Here is a 21,003-nt window from a genome sequence, read left to right as displayed (position 1 = left end):
GGTGTGCACAACCGTACGTGATCGCGAATGATTGTGGAAGTCCGAGGGCAGATCTTGGTCACCCGCGCGGCGGCCCCGTCGTGCCGCGCACCACGAGCCGCGTCGGCAGCTGCACCTCGGGGGCGGCCGGCTCGCCGCCCTCGAGCATCGTGAAGAGCATGCCTGCGGCCGCGCTGCCGAGCCGCTGCATGGGCTGCTGCACGGTGGTCAACGGAGGCGACTCCCGCGAGGCCTCGGGGATGTCGTCGAACCCGACGATGCTGAGGTCGTCGGGCACCCGCAGGCCGAGGTCGAGCGCGGTGCGCAGCAGGGCGATGGCCGAGAGGTCGTTGGCGGCGAAGACGGCCGTCGGCCGGTCGGGGCTGGTCAGCAGCGAGCGGGCCGCCTGGCGAGAGGCCGTCAACTCGAAGTCGCCGTTGCGGGTCAGTGCCGGGTCGCGGGTGACGCCGGCCGCCCGCAGCGCCTGCACGTAGCCCGCCTCGCGCAACGACGCCGAGCGCAGGTCGGGGCGCCCGGCCAGGAATCCGATCCGCCGGTGGCCCAGGCCGAGCAGGTGCTCGACGGCGAGCAACGCCCCGCCGCGGCTGTCGGCCTCGACCGACGGCAGGTCGGTGCGCCCGGTGTGCGGGTCGACGGCCACCACGGGGATGCTCGCGGCCGTCGTCAGCACGGACGGCGTGACGAGGATCGCCCCGTCGATCAGCGTGCCGCTCAGCCGGCTGAGCGAGCGACGCTCCCAGCCGGTGTTCTCGCCGCGGTGCGCTCCGCTGTAGGCCAGCAGGTCGTACTCGGCGCCCCGCGACCGGACGGCCGCCCCGACGCCCTTGAGGACCTCCGAGCTGAACGGCTCGAAGTCGGCCACGAGCACGCCGATCACCCCGGTGCGGCGGGCCCGCATGCTGCTGGCCACGAGGCTCGACTCGTAGCCGAGCTCGTCCACCGCCGCCATGACGCGCTCGATCGCCTGGGCCGAGACGCCGTAGCGCCCGTTGACCGCCTTCGACACCGTCGCGACCGACACCCCGGCCGCCCGTGCCACGTCGTGGATCGTCACCCGTGCCGTCATCACGTCCGCAGCCTAGCCCGACGGAAATGGTTTTCGAAAACGTTTGACACCCGTCCGGACGTTTTCGACACTGAGGCCATGCCGCGCATCGGAGCACGGCACGCTCGGCCGACCACGGCCGCTCAACGAAGAGGAAAAGGTGGAACCATGACCACATCTCGACGGCTCCTGGCCGGGTCGGCGGCCCTGCTGATCGGAGCGGGACTGCTGACCGGCTGCAGCACCGGGGGAGGAAGCGGGTCGGACGACGGCACGCTCACCCTCTGGCAGAACTCGACGACCGGCCCCGGCCAGGACTTTTGGACGGCGACCGCGGCCGACTTCGAGAAGGCCAACCCGGACGTGAAGATCGACGTCCAGACCGTCCAGAACGAGGACTTCGACAGCAAGCTGCAGACCGCCCTCAACTCGGGCGACGCCCCCGACGTGTTCCTGCAGCGCGGCGGCGGCAAGCTCCAGGCGATGGTCTCGGCCGGACAGGTCAAGGACCTCACCGACGTCATCTCGGACGAGGCGAAGAAGGACATCAGCGAGGGCACCTTCGGGTCGGGCTCGGTCGACGGCAAGGTCTACTCGATGCCCGTCGCCGTCCTCCCCGGGGGCTTCTGGTACAGCCAGGACCTCTTCGACGCGGCCGGCATCACCGAGGCCCCGAAGACGATGGACGAGCTCGACCAGGCCGTCACCGCCCTCAAGGGCTCGGGTGTCTCGCCCGTCGCGCTCGGCGGCAAGGACGCGTGGCCCGCCGCGCACTGGTACTTCTTCTTCGCCCTGCGCTCGTGCAGCTCGGACGTGCTCGAGAAGGCCGCGACCGACCGTGACTTCAGCGACGACTGCTGGGTGAAGGCGGCCGAGGACCTCGCCGACTTCCGCGACACCGAGCCCTTCAACGACGGCTTCCTCACCACGGCTGCCCAGCAGGGCGCCGGCAGCTCGGCCGGCCTCGTCGCCAACCACCAGGCCGGCATGGAACTGATGGGTGCGTGGGACCCGGGCGTCATCGCCTCGCTCACGCCCGACCAGAAGCCGCTGTCCGACCTGGGCTGGTTCCCCTTCCCCGCCGTCGACGGTGGTGACGGCGAGGCCGGCGCCATCATGGGCGGCGTCGACGGGTACTCCTGCTCGGCCGGTGCTCCCGACTCGTGCGTGGACTTCCTGAACTACCTGGCGACCCCCGACGTGCAGGAGGCGTACTACAAGGCCTTCAACGCGCCTCCGGTCAACACGGTCGCCCAGCAGGCCGTCACCGAGCCCTACCTGCAGGACGTGCTCAGCGCCTACAACGACGCCCCGTTCGTCTCGCAGTGGCTCGACACCGTCTACGGCCTGAACGTCGGCAACGCGATGAACGTCGCCGTGGTCGACCTGCTCTCGGGCGACGGCACGCCGCAGCAGTTCGTCGACGCCGTCGACGCCGCCGCCAAGAAGGCGTAGAGGTCGGATCGTGAGCCTCCGCGAACCCTCCGTGCGGCCCGCCGCACCCTCGCGGCCTCACGCCACCGCCGGGGGCGAGGCACTCGTCTCGCCCCCGGTGGCCTCCCGGGCCGTGTCCCGGAAGGGGCGTGGCGCCCGCGGCCTCGAGATCGCCCTGCTCGTCGGCCCCGCCCTCGTGGTGTTCCTGGCGTTCGTGGTCTTCCCGATCGTGATGGCCGCCTACTACGGCTTCTTCAGCTGGTCCGGCTTCGGCCCGCCGACCGACTTCGTCGGGTTCCGCAACTACGTCACGATCTTCCAGGACCCGACCTTCCTCGACGCGTTGCGGCACAACGCCACGATCGTCGTGCTCTCGCTCGTGCTGCAGGGCCCGGTCGCCATCGGCCTCGCGTTGCTGCTCAACCGCAAGCTGCGCGGTCAGTCGCTCATCCGCGTGTTGATCTTCGTGCCCTACGTCATCAGCGAGGTCGTCGTCGGCACGGGCTGGAGCCTCATGCTCCAGGGCAGCGGCGCCGTCAACGACCTGCTCACCAAGGTCGGCCTCGGCTCGTTCGCCACCGACTGGCTCGCCGATCCCAGCATCGCCATCTGGACGCTGCTGGTGATCATCACCTGGAAGTACGTCGGCTTCGCCGTCATCCTCTTCCTCGCCGGGCTCCAGGGCGTGCCCGAGGAGCTCAGCGAGGCCGCGGCCATCGACGGCGCGAGCTGGTGGCAGATCCAGCGCCGCATCACGCTGCCGCTGCTCGGACCGACGCTGCGCATCTGGGCGTTCCTGTCGATCATCGGCTCGCTGCAGCTCTTCGACCTCGTCTACATCATCTGGGGTCAGTACATCGCGGCGACCGCCGGCACCTCGACCATGGCGACCTACATGGTCGCGAACGGCCGCACCTCGGGCAGCTACGGCTACGGCAACGCCGTCGCGGTCGTGCTGTTCCTCATCTCGCTCGTCGTCGCCCTCGTCTACCAGCGCTTCGTGCTGCGACGCGACACGGCCGGGGCCGTCACGACCTCGGCGACCACCGCAGGAGAAGAACGATGACCGCCTCGACCCTCACCGCGCCTCCTCGGGGCCGCGGGCCCGCCGTCACCGGCGACCGACCGGCCAAGCGCAGGAGGCGCGGCATCGCCGACCCCGGACGCGGCGTCGCGTACGTGGTCGCGGCGGTCGTCATCGTGGCGATGCTCGCGCCCGTCGCGTTCATCGTGATCGGAGGCTTCCGCACCAACGCGCAGATCACGACCGACCCGTCCGGGTTCCCGAGCCCGTGGCAGATCGGCAACTACCTCGACGTGCTGACCGGCGGCACGTTCTGGCGACAGGTCGGCAACTCGCTGATCTCGGCCGGGGCGACCACGATCGGCACGGTCGCGCTCGGCCTGGCCGCCAGCTACGTGCTGGCCCGGTACCGCTTCGCCGGTCGCGGGGTGCTCTACGCGCTCTTCGCGGCAGGGCTGATGTTCCCGATGACCGTCGCGATCACGCCGCTGTACCTCGTCATCCGCGACCTGGGCCTGACGAACTCGTTGGCCGGCGTGATCCTGCCGCAGATCGCCTTCGCCCTGCCGACGACGATCATCATCCTCGTGCCGTTCCTCCGCGCGATCCCCGACGAGATCGAGGAGGCCGCGTTCATCGACGGCTGCAGCCGCCTCGGCTTCTTCTTCCGCATGGTGGTGCGGCTGTCGCTGCCCGGCGTCATCACGGTGGGCATCCTCGCCTTCATCGGCGCCTGGAACTCGTACCTGCTGCCGCTGTTCATCCTCAACGACCCGTCGACGTTCACCCTGCCCCTCGGCGTGCAGGCGTTCTCGTCGCAGTACTCGGTCGACACGGCACGGGTGCTCGCCTTCACGGCGCTCTCGATGCTGCCCGCGTTGATCTTCTTCAGCCTCTTCGAACGCCGCATCGTCGGCGGGCTCACCGGGGCGGTCAAGGGATGACCGCCACCGACACCGTCACAGACCAGGAGGCGCGAGCCGACATGACCGACACCGCTCACCGACCGCAGGCCCTCACGGTCGGCGAACCCCGCGCCTCCGACCGGGTGGCGTCGCTGGCGGCCGAGATGACCCTCGACGAGAAGCTCGCCCAGCTGGTCGGCTGGTGGGTCGACCAGGGCGCCGAGAACGTCGCCCCGATGCAGGGCGAGATGGCGACGTCGGGCGACTACGTCGAGGCGACCCGGCACGGGCTCGGGCACCTGACGCGGGTCTACGGGACCAGGCCGGTGGACCCCGTCGAGCGCGCCTCCTGGTTGTGGCGCGAACAGCGCCGCCTGCGGGACGAGACCCGTCTGGGCATCCCCGCGCTGGTGCACGAGGAGTGCCTGACCGGCCTCGCCGCCTGGCAGGCCGCGACGTTCCCCACGCCGCTCGCCTGGGGGGCCTCGTTCGACCCCGAGCTGGTCGAGGAGATGGCCCGGCTGATCGGCGGGTCCATGCGCGACCTCGGCGTGCACCAGGGTCTCGCGCCCGTGCTCGACGTCATCCGTGACACCCGGTGGGGTCGGGTCGACGAGTGCATCGCCGAGGACCCCTACGTCGTCGGCACCATCGGCACCGCCTACGTGAAGGGGCTGCAGGCGGCCGGCGTGCACGCGACGCTCAAGCACTTCGTGGGCTACTCGACCTCGGCGGCGGGGCGCAACCACGCACCGGCACAGGTCGGACCGCGGTTCGTCGAGGACGTCCTGCTGCCGCCGTTCGAGATGGCCGTGCTGGACGGCGGGGTGCGCTCGGTGATGAACTCGTACGCCGAGATCGACGGGGTGCCGGTCGCCGGGACGCCGTCGTACCTGACCGAGGTGCTGCGCCGACGGTGGGGGTTCGACGGGGTCGTCGTGTCGGACTACTTCTCGGTGGCGTTCCTGCAGGTGATGCACGCGGTCGCCGCCGACCGGGGCGAGGCCGCGGCACTGGCCCTCGAGGCCGGCATCGACGTCGAGCTGCCCACCGGTGACGCCTATCTCGCGCCCCTGGCCGAGCGGGTGCGCCGCGGCGAGGTGGACGAGGCGCTGGTCGACCGGGCGGTCCTCCGCGTGCTCGCCGAGAAGGAGGAGCTCGGGCTGCTCGACGAGACGTTCGAGACGCCGCCGCCGACCTCGATCGACCTCGACTCGGCCGAGCACCGGGCGGTCGCGCGACGGCTGGCCGACGAGTCGGTCGTCGTGCTGACGAACGACGGGGTGCTGCCACTGGTTCGTGGGGCCGCCGGTGCCGCTGGTGCCGGTGCCGGTGCCGCTGCTGGTGCGGCCGGTGCCGGTGCCGGTGCCGGTGCTGGTGCCGGTGCTGGTGCCGGTGCCGGTGCTGGCGCCGGTGCTGGTGCCGGTGCAGGTGCCGGCCCGGCCTCGGTCGCGGTGATCGGGCCGAACGGCGACAGCGCCGAGGCCCTGATGGGCTGCTACTCGTTCGTCAACCACGTGCTGGCGCACCACCCGGGCGTGCCGCTCGGCATAGAGCTGCCGACCGTCGCCGGGTCCCTGCGCAGCGAGCTGTCCGCAGCCGACGTCGTGGTCGAGGCCGGCTGCGACGTCGAAGGCGACGACCGGTCACGGATCGCCGCCGCAGTCGACGCCGCGCGCGGGGCCGAGGTCGCCGTCGTGGTCGTCGGCGACCGGGCCGGCCTGTTCGGACGGGGCACCGTCGGTGAGGGCAACGACGTCGAGAGCCTCGAGCTGCCCGGGGTGCAGCGCGAGCTCGTCGAGGCCGTCGTCGCCACCGGCACGCCGACCGTGATGGTCGTGCTCTCGGGCCGGCCGTACGCCATCGGCTGGGCGGTGTCGGGTGCGGGGGCGCCCGCCGCCGTCGTCCAGGCGTTCTTCCCGGGGGAGGAGGGCGGCGCCGCCGTCGCCGGCGTCCTGGCCGGCAGCGTCGAGCCGTCCGGGCACCTGCCCGTGTCGCTGCCGAGGTCGGCCGGCGCACAGCCGTTCTCCTACCTGCACCCGGTGCTCGGTGGACCGTCCGAGGTGACGAGCGCCGACAGCACGCCCGTGCTGCCGTTCGGTCACGGGCTGTCGTACACCTCGTGGCGACGCTCCGACCTGGTCGTCGACTCGGCCGAGGTGCCCACGGGGGGCTCGTTCGTCGCGTCGGTGACGGTCGCCAACACGGGCTCTCGCCCCGGCACCGACCTCGTGCAGCTGTACGCGCACGACGTCGTGGGCTCGGTCACCCGGCCCGTCGCGCAACTGCTCGGCTACGCGCGCGTCGCGCTCGAACCGGGTCAGGAGGCGCGGGTCGTCTTCCGCGTCCCCACCACCCGTCTGGCGCTCACGGACCGGCAGCACCGACGGGTCGTCGAGCCCGGGGACGTCGAGCTCTGGGTCGGCGGCTCGTGCGCCGAACGCGAGACCGAGGCGGCGGTGCGCTTCACGGGCGACGTGTACCCCGTGACGATCGCCGACGAGCGCATCGTCGGCGTCGAGATCGCGACGCGCAACGGGAGCTGACCCGCGCCTCCTCGGGTGGCCGACCCGCGCCTCCTCTGCCCGCGAACCCCGTTCCGTGCGATGAACCACGAAGGTTCGTGGTTCCTCGCACGGAACGGGGTTCTTTGCGGCGCGGCGGGCGGGAGGCGTCGGGCGGACGCCGCGGTCAGGGGGCAGTAAGGCGACATGTGTAGCCTTACGGCGAGTCGCGCACCGTCGCGCGGCGACTGGCCCGGCGCCGCGTCGGGCCCACCGAACGAGAGAACCGGAGCCCGTCCCATGGAGCGTTTCACCGACAAGGTCGTCCTCATCACCGGCGGAGGGTCGGGCCTCGGCCGGGCCGCCGCCGTCCGCGTCGCGAGCGAGGGGGCGAAGCTCGCGCTCGTCGACGTCTCGGAGAAGGGCCTCGCCGACTCGCAGGCCGCCGTGCTCGAGGCCGTCCCCGGTGCCGAGGTGCTGACCGTCGTCGCCGACGTGTCGAGCGAGGACGACGTCGCCCGCTACGTGTCGGCGACGGTCGAACGCTTCGGGCGCATCGACGCGTTCTTCAACAACGCCGGCATCGAGGGCAAGCAGAACCTCACCGAGCGGTTCGGCGCCGACGAGTTCGACAAGGTCGTCTCGATCAACCTGCGCGGGGTGTTCCTCGGCCTCGAGAAGGTGCTCGGCGTCATGCGTTCGCAGGGCGACGGCGGTGCCGTGGTCAACACGGCGAGCGTCGGCGGCATCCGCGGCGTCGGCAACCAGTCGGGCTACGCCGCGGCCAAGCACGGCGTCGTCGGCCTCACCCGCAACTCGGCCGTCGAGTACGGCGAGTTCGGCATCCGCGTCAACGCGATCGCCCCCGGCGCCATCTGGACGCCCATGGTCGAGGCCTCGATGCGTCAGATCGACGCCGAGAACCCCGAGAAGGCCGCCGAGCAGTTCATCCAGATCAACCCGACCAAGCGCTACGGCAAGGCCGACGAGATCGCCTCGGTCGTCGCCTTCCTGCTGTCGGACGACGCCACCTACGTCAACGCGGCGGTCGTGCCGATCGACGGCGGGCAGTCCGCGAAGTACTGATGTACGCGGGGCGTCCCGAGTCGCCGACCCGCGCCTCCTGCCGCCTCGCACCCTGCCGGCCCGCGCCGCCTGCGCTCTCGCACCTGGTTTCGAACCTTGCACCCCGTTTCTTCTGGGTGCATGGTTCGAAACCGGGTGCGTCGCGGGTCGGGAGGGCGAAGAGCAGGTGCGAATGGGCAGGTCGTTCGAGCCGACACTGCGGGGCGGTCAGGGCAGGAGGCGCGGCGGGGGTCAGCGGACGGTGACCTGCACCGGCTTCGAGACGCTGGTCGAGACCGTGCTCGCCCCGGCGTACGAGGCCGACAGCGAGTAGGTGCCCGCCTGCGCGAACTTCGCGACCGGGACCGTCACCCGCCCCGAACCCGTGGCCGAGAGGGTCGCCGTGCCGACGACCTTGCCGCCGGTGGTCACGGTGACGGTGCCGGTCGGGTTCGGGACGCCCGTGGCCGAGACCGTGACGGTGACGCTCGAGGCGGTGTTCTTCTTGACGGCGGTCGAGCCGGGCACGAGGGTGCTGGTCGACGTCGCCTTCGTGACGGTCATGCTGGCCGTGCTGCTCGTCGACGACGTCAGCGAGGCGTCGGCCGGCGTGAAGGTCGCGACGAGGCGGTGCGTCCCCACGGTCGTCGTCGAGGGCAGCGCGTAGCTCGCCTTGCCGCCCGAGACGGCGACCTGTGCCACGCGGGTGCCGTCGAGCGACACCGAGACCGTGCCGGTCGGTGCGACCCCGGCGACGCCGGTGACGGCGACCGTCACCGTCACGGGGGTCGAGCCGTAGGCCTGGGTGCTGCGGTCCAGCGTCAGCGAGGCCGTCGTCGCCGCCTTGTCGACCGTGACCGGGACGACCGCCGAGTCCGACGCGGCCTGGGCGGCCGTGTCGGGGACGAAGGAGGCGCGCAGCGAGTGGGCACCCGCGGCCGTGGTCCCCGGCAGGGTCACCGCGGCGCGTCCGCCGGCCCCGACCCGCACGGAGCCGACGACGGTGGTGCCGTCCCGCAGCGTGACCGTGCCGGCCGGGGCGGACCCGTCGGCCGTGGTGACCTGCGTGGTGGCCGTGATGCGCGTGGTGGAGCCGTAGGTCTGGCGGGTCCGGTCGACGGTCAGCGCGCTCGTGGTGGTCGTGGCGGGAGCCTTCTTGGCGGCGCCGGCGAGCGTCACGTCGAGCACCGCGCCTCCGGACGGGGTCATGGAGCGGACCGACACGGTGAAGCCGGCGTTCGCACTGGTGAACGACTCGCCCGCGTCGAGGTGGGTGTCGCGACGGCTGGGGTCGCGCTTCGAGTCGAGGCCGACGGCCAGGGCGACGGTCGACACCGTGCTGCCCGAGAGGGTGAGCGGTCGGAGCACCCGGACGCTGCCGGTCGCCTTGTCGCTGGTGAGGGCACAGCGGGTGAAGCCCGACGCGACGAGCGCGCAGGACGCCGCCCGACCGCCGAACTCGGCGCTGGTCGCGTCCGTGCCGGTGGCGGTGCGGTACTCGACGTAGTAGTCCTGCCCGCTGAGCGGATCGACGACCTTGAGGGCGCGGCCCTTGGCGCTGCCGTCGAGCGGGGCGACGGTGACCTGCCGGGTGGTGCCGGCCCCGCTGAGCGTGGTGACGTCGGTCAGGAAGCCGGCACGCACGCGCTGCACGGACGACAGGTGGGGTCGAGCCGACGAGACCGAGTAGCCCATGATGTCGAGGAAGTCGCCGTACTCGAGCACGGGGCAGGCGGCGGGGGTGTCGGTCGAGGTGGCGTAGCGGTAGTCGCTCGCGGCCCCGTCGAACGAGGTCGTGCTGCGGCACATGCCGGCGCCGGCGTGGCCGAACCCGAGGTTGTGGCCGAACTCGTGCAACAGGACCGGGACGCCGAGCGCGGTGCCCGCGCCGTACGAACTGAACACCTCGCCGCCGTCGCCGCCGACCGTGCCGAACGCCGTCGCCGTCGTGCCGCAGGTCTCGCGGCTGAGGACGATCAGGTGTTCGTTGGTCCCGGCCCACGCGTACTTCGCGAACCGACCCCCGAAGGCCGAGGTGTGGACCGAGTTCAGCACCGTGGCGGGGACGCACGAGGTCTGGTCGAGCGGGCGGGTCTCGATGCCGGCGAGCGTCACGTTCACGGTGTGACCCGACTCCTCCCACCAGTAGTCGTGCAGCTGCGTGACGGCGGCGCGGACCGAGGCCTCGTCGGGCGGCGTCGCGGAGTCGTCCGAGGTCGCGGCCGTCACCGTGGCGAGGCTGACGTAGACCGGGTGGTTCGTCACGCCGGCCACCGGCGACACGGCGTCGTCGGTCTGGGCCTTCAGGAGGGGCGCGGCGGGCACCTTCACCATGTCGCGGGACAGGTCGGCCGCGACGCCCGCGCTGACCGTCGAGGCGGCGGACGTCGACGTGGTGGTCGAGGCCGAGGCCGTCGTGACCGGAACCGTGCCGGCCGAGACGGACGAGGGGGCGGCGGCCTGGGCCGGTGCGGACACCAGGGCGGTGAGCACCAGGGCCGCGGCGGCGGCGGTGGCCGCGAGGCGGCCGGTCGGGAACGAGGGCATGCAGGACTCCAAGAGGTCTCGGAGGCGCGAGTCGTCACCGAGGATGTGCTGCTCCGTCGGACGTCGGGGAACGACGGAGGTCCTGCCGCCTCGGCGGACGTCGGGGAACGCCGAGGCGGCAGGGCTCGCCGGCGGACGTCGGGGAACGCCGGAGAGGTGACGGCAGCGAGCCGTCGGTGGGGGTTCATACCCACGAATGGAACTCAACCACCCCGGTCCGCCGGCGCGGACCCCCCGTCCGAGTGGTCGGGCACCCCCAGAACAGGACCGTTCGGGACCTCCGTGGCCGCGCCTCCTGCCTGGGCGTCAGCCCTGACGCTCCAGGGGACGGGGTATATCGTCCGGGTATCGTTCGACCGCGTCCGACCCTCGAGAAGGAGAACACCATGAGCAGCACGTCAGCACCCGGCACGTTCGGATTCGGCACCGGCCTCGACGGCATGTGGCAGGCCATGGAGCAGCTCCGCTCGACCTTCGACCGCCGCGAGGGCACCCGCGCCCCCCGGGGCGAGGTGCGTGCCGCCATCCTCGCGCTGCTGGCCGAACGCCCGATGCACGGCTACCAGATCATCCGCGAGATCGACGAGCGGAGCGGTGGCGACTGGAAGCCCAGCGCCGGTTCCGTGTACCCGACCCTGCAGTTGCTCTCGGACGAGGGGCTCGTCGCCGCGGAGGAGACCGACGGCCGCAAGGTCTACTCGCTCACCGAGGCCGGTCGCGCCGCCGCCGGGGTCGACCCGTCGGCACCGTGGGAGCCCGAGCGCACCGCCACCGGCGACCGCTTCCGCGCCCTGCCCAAGGCTGGCGTCGAGTTGGCCCGTGCCACGGCGCAGGTCGGCCGAACGGGCTCGCCCGAGCAGGTCGACGAGGCGGTGGCGGTGCTCGACGAGGCCCGTCGTCGCATCTACTCGATCCTCGCCCGAGACTGACGAGGGTGGCGTCGACCGACCCCTCCGCGTCCAGTCCTCCGGTGCGTGACCGGGCCGGTCGCGCGCGGTACCGCCGCATCCTGCGGTTCGCCTCGCGGCATCTCGCCGTCACCTGGTGGTTCGAACTCGTCCTGCCCCGCTTCGGCCTGCGGCGTCTGGCCGAGCGGACCCGGGCCCGGCGCATGCGTCGCTTCGCCCGGGGATTCCACGCGCTCGCGCTCGACCTCGGCGGCCTGATGATCAAGGTCGGCCAGTACCTGTCGTCACGCCTCGACGTGCTGCCGCCCGAGATCACGAAAGAGCTCGAGGGGCTGCAGGACGAGGTCACGCCCGTCCCCTTCGCGGGCATCCGGGCCCTGGCCGAGGCCGAACTCCGCCGACCCCTGGGGCAGGTCTTCGCGACGGTGGCCGAGTCTCCCATCGCCGCCGCGTCGCTCGGCCAGGCGCACCGCGCGACGCTCGGGCCCGCCGACGCGGCCGACACGGGCCTCTCCGCCGTCGTGCTCAAGGTGCAGCGGCCCGGCATCGACGCCGTGGTCGACGTCGACCTGGCCGCGCTCCGTCGCGTCGGCGGCTGGCTCAGCCACGTCCGACTGGTGTCGGACCGGGTCGACGCCCCCGCCCTCGTCGAGGAGTTCGCGCGCACCAGCCTCGAGGAGATCGACTACCTGAACGAGGCCGCCAACTCGGCCCGGTTCGCCGCCGACTTCGCCGACGACGACCGCGTGAGCGTGCCCGACGTCGTGTGGGAGCGCACCACGCGTCGCGTCCTCGTGCTGGACGACGTCTCGGCGATCAAGATCACCGACGTCGACGCGCTCGCCGCTGCCGGCATCGACCCCGCCGAGGTGGCGCCCGTCTTCGCCGAGGTGATGTTCGACCAGCTGTTCACCCACGGGTTCTTCCACGCCGACCCGCATCCCGGCAACATCTTCGTCACGCCCGTGCCCGACGCGGTCGACGGACAGCGACCGTGGAAGCTCACCTTCATCGACTTCGGCATGATGGGCGAGGTGCCGACCGGCACCCGGACGGGCCTGCGGAAATTGCTGATCGCGGCGGCGTCCCGCGACGGCTCGGGCATGGTCGGCGCCATGCGCGACCTCGGCGTCCTGCTGCCGAGCGCCGACACACTCGGGCTCGAGCGGGCCGTGACCGCCACCTTCGCCCGGTTCGGCGGCATGGGGTTCGCCGAGCTCCGGCAGGTCGACCCGCGCGAGTACCGCGAGTTCGCCGGTCAGTTCGGCGACCTGATCCGGTCGTTGCCGTTCCAGCTGCCCGAGGACTTCCTGCTCGTCCTCCGGGCGATGACGTTGACCTCGGGGGTCGCCAGCGCGCTCGACCCCGCCTTCAACCTGTGGGACTCGGTCGAGCCGTACGCGGCCCAGTTGATCCGTGACGAACGGGGCAACGCCGTGCAGGACGTCACGCGCCGCACCCTCGACGCCGCCACGGTGGCCGTGCGGCTGCCCGGCCGACTCGACCACCTCGTCACGCGCCTCGAGGACGGCACGCTCGAGGTGGGCAGCCCCCGGATCGAGCGCCAGCTGACCCGCATCGAGCGGACCGCGCGGCGTGTGGTCTCGGCCGTGCTCTTCGCGGCCCTGCTGATCGCCGGGGCGGTCCTGCGCGACGGGGACGACGTGGTCGGCACGGTGCTGATGGTCACCTCGGCCGTCCCCTTGCTGCACGCGCTCGTGGCGGGCCGCGGCCGCTGAGGCAGGGCGGGACGATCCGGCGGGGTACGGGGGCGATCCCCCTCACTGGGGACACGTCGACCCTCACCGAGAAGGCGATCCGTCGGTACCTTCGCCCCATCGGCACCGTGCCGAGACGTCCGAGCTCCCTCCCGACCGGCACCACGGGGCCTCGGCGACACCCCACCCGAAGGACTCCCCGACATGTCCCGATCGATCAGCCGCGCCCGCTGGACGCGCCGTGCCCGCTGGGCCGCCGTGCCCGTCGCCGTCATCGCCTCCGGCGCCATCATCTCGACGGCGTCGTACTCGGCCTTCTCGGCCACCACCTCGAACCCGACGAGCAACTGGTCCACCGGCACCGTGCAGCTCACGGACGACGACTCCGACGTCGCCCTGTTCTCGGCCTCGAACCTGATGCCCGGCGACGCCGGGACGAAGTGCGTCACGGTCACCTCGACGGGCAGCCTGCCCTCGGCCGTCCGCCTCTACGGCACCGCGGCCACCACGACCAACTCGCTGTCGTCGTACCTCGACCTGACGATCCAACAAGGGTCGGGTGCCTCGAGCGCGTCGTGTGACGGCTTCACCCCGGCGAGCCAGGGGGCCCAGGTCTTCTCGGGCACGCTGGCCGACTTCGCGAGCCAGCGGACCGGCTACGCGAACGGCGCCCCGACCTGGTCGCCGACCGGGACGACCTCCGAGGCTCGCTCGTTCAAGTTCTCGTACTCGCTCAGCCAGTCGACGCCGAACACCGGTCAGGACTCCCGGGCGGCGATCGCCTTCACCTGGGAGGCCCAGACCCGCTAGCGCGGGAGTCGACGCCCGAGCCGGAACACGCCATCATGACGACCCTCGCAGCCCCCGCCGCCACCACCCCGCAGGTCCGCTCCGACCTGTCGTTCTGGGGTGCGCTGTGCCTGGCGACGACGGCGCGGGTCGTCCTGGCGACGGCCGTGTGCCTCCTGCTCTGGGCGGCCGTCCCGGCCCTCTGGGGCTGGTCGCCCACGACCGTGGCCTCGGGGTCGATGGCTCCGGCGATCACCCCGGGGGACGTCGTCGTGGCCATGCCCGTCGACGCCGCCGCCCTCGACGCGGGGCAGGTGCTGCTCGTCGACGACCCGGACCGCGCCGGCGACCTGCGCTTGCACCGGCTGGTCGACACGACCGACGACGGCTCGCTGCGATTGAAGGGCGACGCCAACGCCGAGGTCGACTCCAGCCTCGTGTCGCCCGGGGCCGTGCACGGCGTCGGGGTCCTGCTCGTCCCGTCGATCGGGTCGGCGATGCTCTGGCACGGTGGCGATCGCGTCCTGGGCGTGCTCGTCGTGTCCCTCGTGGTGCTGCTCCTGCTCGCGGCGACGCGGCTCGAGCCGGCGAGCGAGGACGTCGCCGACCCGCTCGCCCTCTCCCGCCACCGCGCACCCCCGCACCCGTCGGGGCGATCCCGCGCCGTCAGGGTCTCGGGTCTCGTGGTGACCGTGGTCGCCGGGGTGGCCGTGCTGTTCCTCGTCGTCGGCTCGAGCCACGCCGCGTTCTCGGCCACCACGTCGACGTCGAGCGCATTCGCCACGTCCCGGTTCTCGTGCCTCGATCGTCCGGTGGCGGCGCAGGCGCGGTTCGCCTACCAGTTCAACGACGGCGTCGGCACGAGCGCGCGCGACAGCAGCGGCAACGGACGATCGGGGACCCTCACGCCCGGGGCCACGATCGAAGGAGGCACGTGCGCCGCCGGCGACGGACCCTACCTGCGGCTCGACGGCGTGAGCGGCCAGGTCACGACGGGGCAGATGATCGACGGTCCGCAGGTCTTCACCGTCGAGACCTGGTTCCGCACGACCACGACCACGGGCGGCAAGCTGATCGGCTTCGGGAACAGCCGGGCAGGACTGTCGGGCCAGTACGACCGCCACCTCTACCTGACCGACGAGGGCACGCTGATCTTCGGCGTCTACAGCGGCGGTTACTTCAGCGTCGAGAGTCCGGCGGCCTACACGGACGGTGCGTGGCACCTGGCGACGGCGACCCTGGGCCCGTCGGGCACGGCCCTCTACGTCGACGGCACGCTCGTCGCTTCGTCGACCCAGACGGCCGCCGAGAACGCCCGCGGCTACTGGCGGATCGGCTACGACGCGGTCAGCATCTCGTGGCCGTCGTCCCCGACGAGCAAGTACTACCGCGGTGACCTCGACGACACGACGGTCCTGGACGTGGCATCGACGGCGGCCGAGGTGAGCGCGAGGTACGCGGCGGGCCGGTGACCGGCCTCCGAGGGGAGGGCCTCAGGCAGGAGGCGCGGGTCGGTCGATCGAGGCCCCGTCGGTGAAGCCGTCGGTCACACCCGAGAGCAAGGCGACCACGCGTCGTGATTCGCGCTCGGACAGGCCGAGGACCCCGTCCAGGGCTCCCAGCCGGCCCCCACCCGCCGCTCGGGCGACCGCGCCGTGCACGGCGTCGGTCAGCTGGAGGTGCTGCCCGCGTCCGTCCCGGGGATTCCTCCGGCGGACGACGTACCCGCGGGTCACGAGACGGGCGATGATGATCGAGGCGGCTCCGCTCGTCATCCCGAGGTGCGCCGCGACGTCCGTCGGCCGAGCCGACATGTTCCGGGTCTCGAGTCGCGCCAGGAACTGGACGGTCGTCAGCTCACTGGCGCCGATGCCCAACTTCGATCGAAGTCGGGCCCGGTACAGGGCCTCGGCGTCCTGGAGGGCGTAGATCGCGTCGATGACGCGGCCCGAGGTGGAGTCGGGGTCGTGGACGTAGTCGTCGGGGGTCGTCGGGACGTGGCTCATCAGGACCTCTCATGTGGTCCGCGAGCATCCGTCCTGTGACGGGGACATCCGCAGGCGACCCATCGAAGCACATCGACGGGCCGCCCGGGGACATCGGTCAGGAACGATTCAGGCGTCGGCGACGGATCGCCGTGGTGACGACGAGCGAGGCACCGAGCAGCAGGGCCAGGCCGGCACCGATCGCGGGCATCACGGTGTCCGAGCCCGTGTAGGCCAGGTCGCCGCGGGGGCCGTTGCCGTTCCGGTCGGACACGGGGACCGCCGGGGTCGACGGGGTGGCGGTGCCGGGGGGCGTGGTCGTGCCGGGGGGAGTCACGGTGCCGGGAGGGGTGCCGCCGTCGCCCGGGGGCGGGGTGACGACGTCGGCCGGCGTGACCGTGATCGTGTAGTCCGCGGTGTCGGGCGGCGTGGTGCCGTTGTCGGCCGTGATGGTGACGGTGGTGTCACCCGGCGTGGTCGGTGTGCCCGAGATCTCGCCCGTGGTGCCGTTCAGCGTGAGGCCGGCGGGCAGGGTGCCGGTGGTGACGGTGAACGTCGGGGCCGGGGTGCCGGTCGCCGTGACGGTGAACGAGTAGGGCGTGCCTTCGGTCGCGGCCGTCGGGCTGCCGGAGGTGATGGTCGGGGCGACGGTCTCGGACGGGGTGCCGACGGTGGGGCAGGCCGCGGGAACGGTGATGGTGTTCGTGTCGAGGGTGACCGCGCCGCCGCGGGCGAGGAGGCGTCCGATGACGGTCGCGCCGGTGGTGGCCGTGATGGACTGCTGGGCGAGAATCGTCCCGCGGAAGTCCGCGGCGCTGCCCAGGGTGGCCGAGCTGCCGACCTGCCAGAAGACGTTGCAGGCGCTCGCGCCGCCGGAGAAGGTCATCGTGGTGGCCGAGCCGATGGTCAGGGTGCTGGCGGCCTGGATGACCCAGACCGACTCGGCGCTGCCGGCGAACGCGAGGGCGCCGTTGTCGGTGAGCTGCACCGCGTCCCCCGAGTAGACGCCCGGGGTCAGCGACCGACCGGCCAGGTCGATGACGTTGCTCTCCTGCGGGGTGAGGGCCGCGGCCACGTCGTACGCCGTCGTGAGGTCCTGCTGCGCGAGCTGCGCCGGTTCGTCGTTCACGTGCTGCACGCCGCCGACGATCACACCGGGGCCGCCGGCGTCGAATCCGACGACCGAAGTGCCCGGGCTGAGACCGACGTCGCCGTTCACCACGCTCGTTCCGGTGTTCGTGACCGTGGACGCGGCGAGCACGGCATAGGTGCCGGCCGACTGGAGGTCGACGGGACCGTCGATGACGTTCGCGGCGCTCGCCGGCAGGGCCGAAGCCACCGTGAGTGCTGCGGCGACGCCGAGGACGAGCCCCGAACGGGCCAGGAGGGAGGTGGACGTCGAACGGGGCATGGCGCCACCTGACTGGAAGAGGAGGAGACCCCTGGACACACGTGATCGGTACGCGTTGGAGTTCCCCGCTACTCGATGTATACGCGGAACGACCTGATAACACAATGTTTAAAACAGTTCCTGATAATCCGCCCGGGGTTGAGGGGGTCGGGTGATGGCTGGCGTACAACTTGGACACGCCACATCGGTCCTCTTCGGGTGAGGACCGGCCACGACCCATCGGGTGTCGTGCGGCGAGGAGGGCGGCGGCGTTCGGGTACGCGCCCCCTCCGGCCCCGTCGGTCGCGTCGCCTCGGTGACGCGACCGGCGCAGCGGGTGCCTTGTGCCCCGGACTGGGCGTCGACCGGTGCTCGCCACGGTCCGTAACGTCGATCCGTGATCCACGAGACCCACCCCGAGCCGGCGGACGACCCGACGGCCCCCACCGCCCCGGCCGTCCCGTTCGGAGCCCCGTCCGTCGCCGTCGAGCGACGCATCGCCATCGTCGAGGCGGCCATGCGCGTCTTCACCGTGCACGCCTTCCACGAGGCGTCGTTCGCGCTCGTCGCCGAGGCGGCCGACCTGCCCGTGAAGGTCGTGACCGACGAGTTCACCCACTGGAACGGGCTCGTGCTCGCGACGGTCGACCTCTGGGTCGGTCGCCGCACCCGCCCCCTGCTGCCGCTCGCCCGGACCCACGGAACGATCGCCTTGTTGCGGGCCATCGTCCAGGCCAACGCCGCCGAGCCCGCGCTGATGCGCCTGCTGAGTGCCACGGTCAACGTCGCGGCCACGCCCGGCCACCCGCTCGCGAGGCCCCTGTACGAGCAGTGGCTGCAGTTCTACCGGTTGATCCACGCCTCCCTCGCACAGGACGTGGAGCTCGGGCGCGAGCCCGAGACCATGCAGCCGGCCCGAGGGGCCGAGCAACTCATCGCCCTGTACGAGGGGCTGCAGCTCCAGTCGATGGTCCGCCGTGAGATGGACGTGCTCGAGTCGTTCGACCGCGCCATCACCCGTCTACGCGCAGGCTGGGGCTCCGCCTACGTGCCGCCGGCCTGGGACCTCGAGCTGGTGTGACCTCTCGCGGCACCTGGGGAAAGCCTGGTTGAACGGGGTACATCTGAGGTGTCCTCATGGACAACTCCGGTCGGTCGGCGTAGAAACGACGGCACATCGCGTCCTACCAGCGTGATGAGGGGCTCACGGCCCCGGTGTCGGGACCAACCACCCGATGTGAGACGCGACCGAAGAAGGTGCGCCGTGGATCAGACGGCCGAGACGACGACGAGGCGACCCGCCTCGATCCGTCTCGTGCGCCTCCTCGGCCTCTCGGGTCTCGCGGCGATCGGCATGGTCGGTCTCGGACTCGCCTTCTCGTCGACGTCGGCCTCGGCCGACGAAGCCCCCTCGTCACTTCTCGGCGGCGTCACCTCGGCCGTCGGCCAGGTCGCCGGCTCGCTCGACGCCCCCGTGGCCGCCGTCGGTCAGACCGCAGGAGGCGCGGTGTCGCAGGTCACGGACGTCGCCGTCCAGGCCACCGCCGTCGCGCCCCCGGTGCAGCAGGTCGTGAAGGCCGCCGCCCCCGTGGTGCCACAGGCCGTGCAGCAGGTCGCGGCCGCCGCACCGGTCTCGGCCGTCGTCGCGCCCGTCGCGCAGACCGTGGACCAGGTCGTCGCAGCCGTCCCCGTGGTGTCCGCCGTCACCGGCCCGGCACCCGTCTCGACCGTGACCGACCCGCTGACCGGCGTCGTCGACGAGGGCCTCACCGCCGTGGGCGACTCGGCGGCGGCCCCCGCCACGCCGATCGTCCCGCCCGTCGTGCCCGAGGGTGTCACGCCCCGGCCCGGCCTCACGCTCCCCGCGAGCGACGCCCTCACCGATGCGGCAGCAGGAGACGACGGGATCGACCTCCTCGGAGTTGTCGGCGCCGACGTCGTCACGGCTGCGTCGGTCGCCGACGCGGCGACCGAGGCGACCGACGCGGTCACCACCCTGCGGGCGCAGATCGCCGCCGGTCCGGCGACGGGTGCCGACGTGACCACCGTGCCCCTGGCACCCACCCAGGGCCCCACGCCGCGTCCCGCCGGAGACGACCACGGCTCGCCCGCCCTGCCCTCGAGCACCGGCGGCAGCGCGAACGGTCAGGCCTCGGGCGGGGGCGCGGCCGGCGGTGCCGTCGCGCTCGACGCGACCCGCGCCTCCCAGCTTCCCGGACTCGCCGTCTCGGCGGGGTCCGCGGACGGCGACGACGACCTCCCGTCGACGCCTGCGTACGACACCGACTCTTCTCCCGACTGAGGCCGGTCGCGTCGCCCCTGCAGCTTCCCGGCTGCCGGCGACATCAGCGACCCCGCCGCGACTGCGCGGCACCACACACCTCATCTCTTGGAGAAGACCATGAACAAGTACGTCTCGAGAGGGCTCATGGGAGCGCTCTTCGTCGGGGGCATCTGGGCCCTCGGAACGACCGCCGCGAACGCGGCGACCACCACCGGTGACGACGGGCTGCTCTCGGGCACCCAGGTCGGCGCCGTCGTCGAGGCCCCGGTCTCGGCGCTCGGCAACGCGGTCAGCGTCCTCGGCGACTCGAGCAGCACGGCCGTGGCACCTGCCGCGCCAGCTGCTGCTCCCGCCGCCCCGGCGGCGGCACCTGCCGCACCTGTCGCACCTGCCGCACCTGCGGCACCGGTCACGACGACGAGCGGTGACTCAGGAGTGCTCTCGGGCACCCAGGGCATCGTCTCGGTCGACGTGCCCGTCACCGTCGGTGGCAACGCCATCTCTGTGCTCGGCGACTCGGCCGCCGCGGCGCCCGCCCCGGCCCCGGCCCCGGCCGCCCCTGTGGCGTCCGCACCGGCCACCACGTCGGGTGACGACTCGATCGGCTCGGGCACCCAGGGCCTGGTCGACGTGACCCTGCCGGTCACGGTCGGCGGCAACGCGATCTCGGTGCTGGGCGACTCCGCCAGCACGGGCACCACGACCGAGGCCCCCGCAGGAGGCGCGACCGACGCCGTTCCCGCCGGCTCGGCCACCGGCGCCACGAGCGGTGACGACGGCGTCCTCGGTGGCACGCAGGTCGTGCCGTCGGTGGGGCTGCCCGTGACCGTGGGTGGCAATGCGATCTCAGTGGTCGGTGACTCGGCCAGCGCGGGCACCAGCACCGGCACTGGCACGACGGGCACCGGCACGACCGGTGGCACCACGAGCGGTGACGACGGCATCCTCGGTGGCACGCAGGTCGTGCCGTCGGTGGGGCTGCCCGTGACCGTGGGCGGCAACGCCGTCTCGGTGGTCGGTGACTCGGCCAGCACGGGCACCAGCACCGGAACCGGCACGACGGGCACCGGCACCACGGAGACCGGCACGACCGGTGGCACCACGAGCGGTGACGACGGCATCCTCGGAGGCACGCAGGTCGTGCCGTCGGTGGGGCTGCCCGTGACCGTGGGTGGCAACGCCGTCTCGGTGGTCGGTGACTCGGCCAGCACGGGCACCACGACCGGCACCGGCACCGGCACCACGGGGACCGGCACGACCGGTGGCACCACGAGCGGTGACGACGGCGTCCTCGGTGGCACGCAGGTCGTGCCGTCGGTGGGGCTGCCCGTGACCGTGGGCGGCAACGCCGTCTCGGTGGTCGGTGACTCGGCCAGCACGGGCACCACGACCGGCACCGGCACCG

The 21,003-nt window shown here is 72.5% G+C and carries 16 protein-coding genes; 12 read left to right on the top strand and 4 right to left on the bottom strand.

Translation table 11 applies throughout. From position 1 onward, the window contains the following. Positions 1-58: 58 nt before the first annotated feature. Positions 59-1,066: a LacI family DNA-binding transcriptional regulator gene (locus tag SZ60_RS15575; protein ID WP_043597608.1), complete on the bottom strand. Its 1,008-nt coding sequence runs from the start codon at positions 1,064-1,066 to the stop codon at positions 59-61. Positions 1,067-1,213: 147 nt separating this feature from the next. Here SZ60_RS15575 and SZ60_RS15570 point away from each other — a divergent pair, with 147 nt between their 5' ends. From SZ60_RS15570 to SZ60_RS15550, 5 genes are all read left to right on the top strand, one after another. Next, entirely contained in the window at positions 1,214-2,500 is a 1,287-nt protein-coding gene (locus SZ60_RS15570; protein WP_043597607.1) for an ABC transporter substrate-binding protein, read from the top strand. Positions 2,501-2,510: 10 nt separating this feature from the next. Beyond that, positions 2,511-3,545, top strand: coding sequence for a carbohydrate ABC transporter permease (locus SZ60_RS15565; protein ID WP_043597606.1), 1,035 nt, complete (start codon positions 2,511-2,513; stop codon positions 3,543-3,545). Beyond that, complete coding sequence (locus SZ60_RS15560; protein ID WP_043597605.1) at positions 3,542-4,447, top strand: carbohydrate ABC transporter permease; 906 nt, start codon at positions 3,542-3,544, stop codon at positions 4,445-4,447. Before SZ60_RS15565 ends, SZ60_RS15560 begins: the two co-directional genes overlap by 4 nt. 41 nt (positions 4,448-4,488) lie before the next feature. Further along, complete coding sequence (locus SZ60_RS15555; RefSeq protein WP_043597648.1) at positions 4,489-6,954, top strand: beta-glucosidase; 2,466 nt, start codon at positions 4,489-4,491, stop codon at positions 6,952-6,954. A 258-nt stretch (positions 6,955-7,212) separates the two neighbouring features. After that, entirely contained in the window at positions 7,213-7,998 is a 786-nt protein-coding gene (locus tag SZ60_RS15550; protein WP_043597604.1) for an SDR family oxidoreductase, read from the top strand. A gap of 231 nt (positions 7,999-8,229) precedes the next feature. On the opposite strand, the gene SZ60_RS15545 is transcribed toward SZ60_RS15550, so the two are convergent. Beyond that, positions 8,230-10,524, bottom strand: coding sequence for an Ig-like domain repeat protein (locus SZ60_RS15545; protein ID WP_043597603.1), 2,295 nt, complete (start codon positions 10,522-10,524; stop codon positions 8,230-8,232). Positions 10,525-10,910: 386 nt separating this feature from the next. Here SZ60_RS15545 and SZ60_RS15540 point away from each other — a divergent pair, with 386 nt between their 5' ends. The 4 genes from SZ60_RS15540 (at position 10,911) to SZ60_RS16690 (ending at position 15,411) form a co-directional block, all read left to right on the top strand. Continuing rightward, entirely contained in the window at positions 10,911-11,453 is a 543-nt protein-coding gene (locus tag SZ60_RS15540) for a PadR family transcriptional regulator (RefSeq protein ID WP_043597601.1), read from the top strand. Between the two features lie 41 nt (positions 11,454-11,494). Beyond that, positions 11,495-13,171: an AarF/ABC1/UbiB kinase family protein gene (locus SZ60_RS15535; RefSeq protein ID WP_231567191.1), complete on the top strand. Its 1,677-nt coding sequence runs from the start codon at positions 11,495-11,497 to the stop codon at positions 13,169-13,171. Positions 13,172-13,354: 183 nt separating this feature from the next. Beyond that, a complete protein-coding gene (locus SZ60_RS15530; protein ID WP_043597598.1) occupies positions 13,355-13,960 on the top strand; it encodes a hypothetical protein in 606 nt (201 codons plus the stop codon). Positions 13,961-13,995: 35 nt separating this feature from the next. Next, complete coding sequence (locus SZ60_RS16690; protein WP_052505462.1) at positions 13,996-15,411, top strand: LamG-like jellyroll fold domain-containing protein; 1,416 nt, start codon at positions 13,996-13,998, stop codon at positions 15,409-15,411. A gap of 21 nt (positions 15,412-15,432) precedes the next feature. Here the strand turns inward: SZ60_RS16690 and SZ60_RS15520 are convergent, their stop codons facing one another. Together SZ60_RS15520 and SZ60_RS15515 are read right to left on the bottom strand one after the other, a co-directional pair. Further along, positions 15,433-15,945, bottom strand: a complete 513-nt coding sequence (locus tag SZ60_RS15520) for a MarR family winged helix-turn-helix transcriptional regulator (protein ID WP_043597597.1) — start codon at positions 15,943-15,945, stop codon at positions 15,433-15,435. 97 nt (positions 15,946-16,042) lie between these two features. Next, positions 16,043-17,335 (bottom strand): ice-binding family protein, encoded by a 1,293-nt coding sequence (locus SZ60_RS15515; protein ID WP_043597596.1) that lies wholly within the window; start codon positions 17,333-17,335, stop codon positions 16,043-16,045. Between the two features lie 376 nt (positions 17,336-17,711). On the opposite strand from SZ60_RS15515, the gene SZ60_RS15510 reads away from it, so the two are divergent. From SZ60_RS15510 to SZ60_RS15500, 3 genes are all read left to right on the top strand, one after another. Continuing rightward, entirely contained in the window at positions 17,712-18,395 is a 684-nt protein-coding gene (locus tag SZ60_RS15510; RefSeq protein ID WP_043597594.1) for a hypothetical protein, read from the top strand. 183 nt (positions 18,396-18,578) lie between these two features. Then, positions 18,579-19,616, top strand: a complete 1,038-nt coding sequence (locus SZ60_RS15505) for a hypothetical protein (RefSeq protein WP_043597591.1) — start codon at positions 18,579-18,581, stop codon at positions 19,614-19,616. Positions 19,617-19,715: 99 nt separating this feature from the next. Next, positions 19,716-21,003 (top strand): chaplin family protein (locus SZ60_RS15500; RefSeq protein WP_043597644.1); only part of this gene is annotated, 1,288 nt, incomplete at its 3' end.

The organism is Frigoribacterium sp. MEB024, from assembly GCF_000878135.1.
Lineage (GTDB): Bacteria > Actinomycetota > Actinomycetes > Actinomycetales > Microbacteriaceae > Frigoribacterium.
The sequence above is the reverse complement of the archived record's forward strand: the minus strand, read 5'-3'. Positions and strand labels throughout refer to the sequence as shown.

Excerpts from the sequence above, each read along its gene's own strand:
- SZ60_RS15570 (WP_043597607.1), top strand. The coding sequence starts at position 1,214 with ATGACCACATCTCGACGGCTCCTGGCCGGGTCGGCGGCCCTGCTGATC.
- SZ60_RS15555 (WP_043597648.1), top strand. The coding sequence starts at position 4,489 with ATGACCGACACCGCTCACCGACCGCAGGCCCTCACGGTCGGCGAACCC.
- SZ60_RS15515 (WP_043597596.1), bottom strand. The coding sequence starts at position 17,335 with ATGCCCCGTTCGACGTCCACCTCCCTCCTGGCCCGTTCGGGGCTCGTC.
- SZ60_RS15560 (WP_043597605.1), top strand. The coding sequence starts at position 3,542 with ATGACCGCCTCGACCCTCACCGCGCCTCCTCGGGGCCGCGGGCCCGCC.
- SZ60_RS16690 (WP_052505462.1), top strand. The coding sequence starts at position 13,996 with ATGACGACCCTCGCAGCCCCCGCCGCCACCACCCCGCAGGTCCGCTCC.
- SZ60_RS15550 (WP_043597604.1), top strand. The coding sequence starts at position 7,213 with ATGGAGCGTTTCACCGACAAGGTCGTCCTCATCACCGGCGGAGGGTCG.
- SZ60_RS15540 (WP_043597601.1), top strand. The coding sequence starts at position 10,911 with ATGAGCAGCACGTCAGCACCCGGCACGTTCGGATTCGGCACCGGCCTC.
- SZ60_RS15545 (WP_043597603.1), bottom strand. The coding sequence starts at position 10,524 with ATGCCCTCGTTCCCGACCGGCCGCCTCGCGGCCACCGCCGCCGCCGCG.
- SZ60_RS15530 (WP_043597598.1), top strand. The coding sequence starts at position 13,355 with ATGTCCCGATCGATCAGCCGCGCCCGCTGGACGCGCCGTGCCCGCTGG.
- SZ60_RS15575 (WP_043597608.1), bottom strand. The coding sequence starts at position 1,066 with ATGACGGCACGGGTGACGATCCACGACGTGGCACGGGCGGCCGGGGTG.
- SZ60_RS15520 (WP_043597597.1), bottom strand. The coding sequence starts at position 15,945 with ATGAGCCACGTCCCGACGACCCCCGACGACTACGTCCACGACCCCGAC.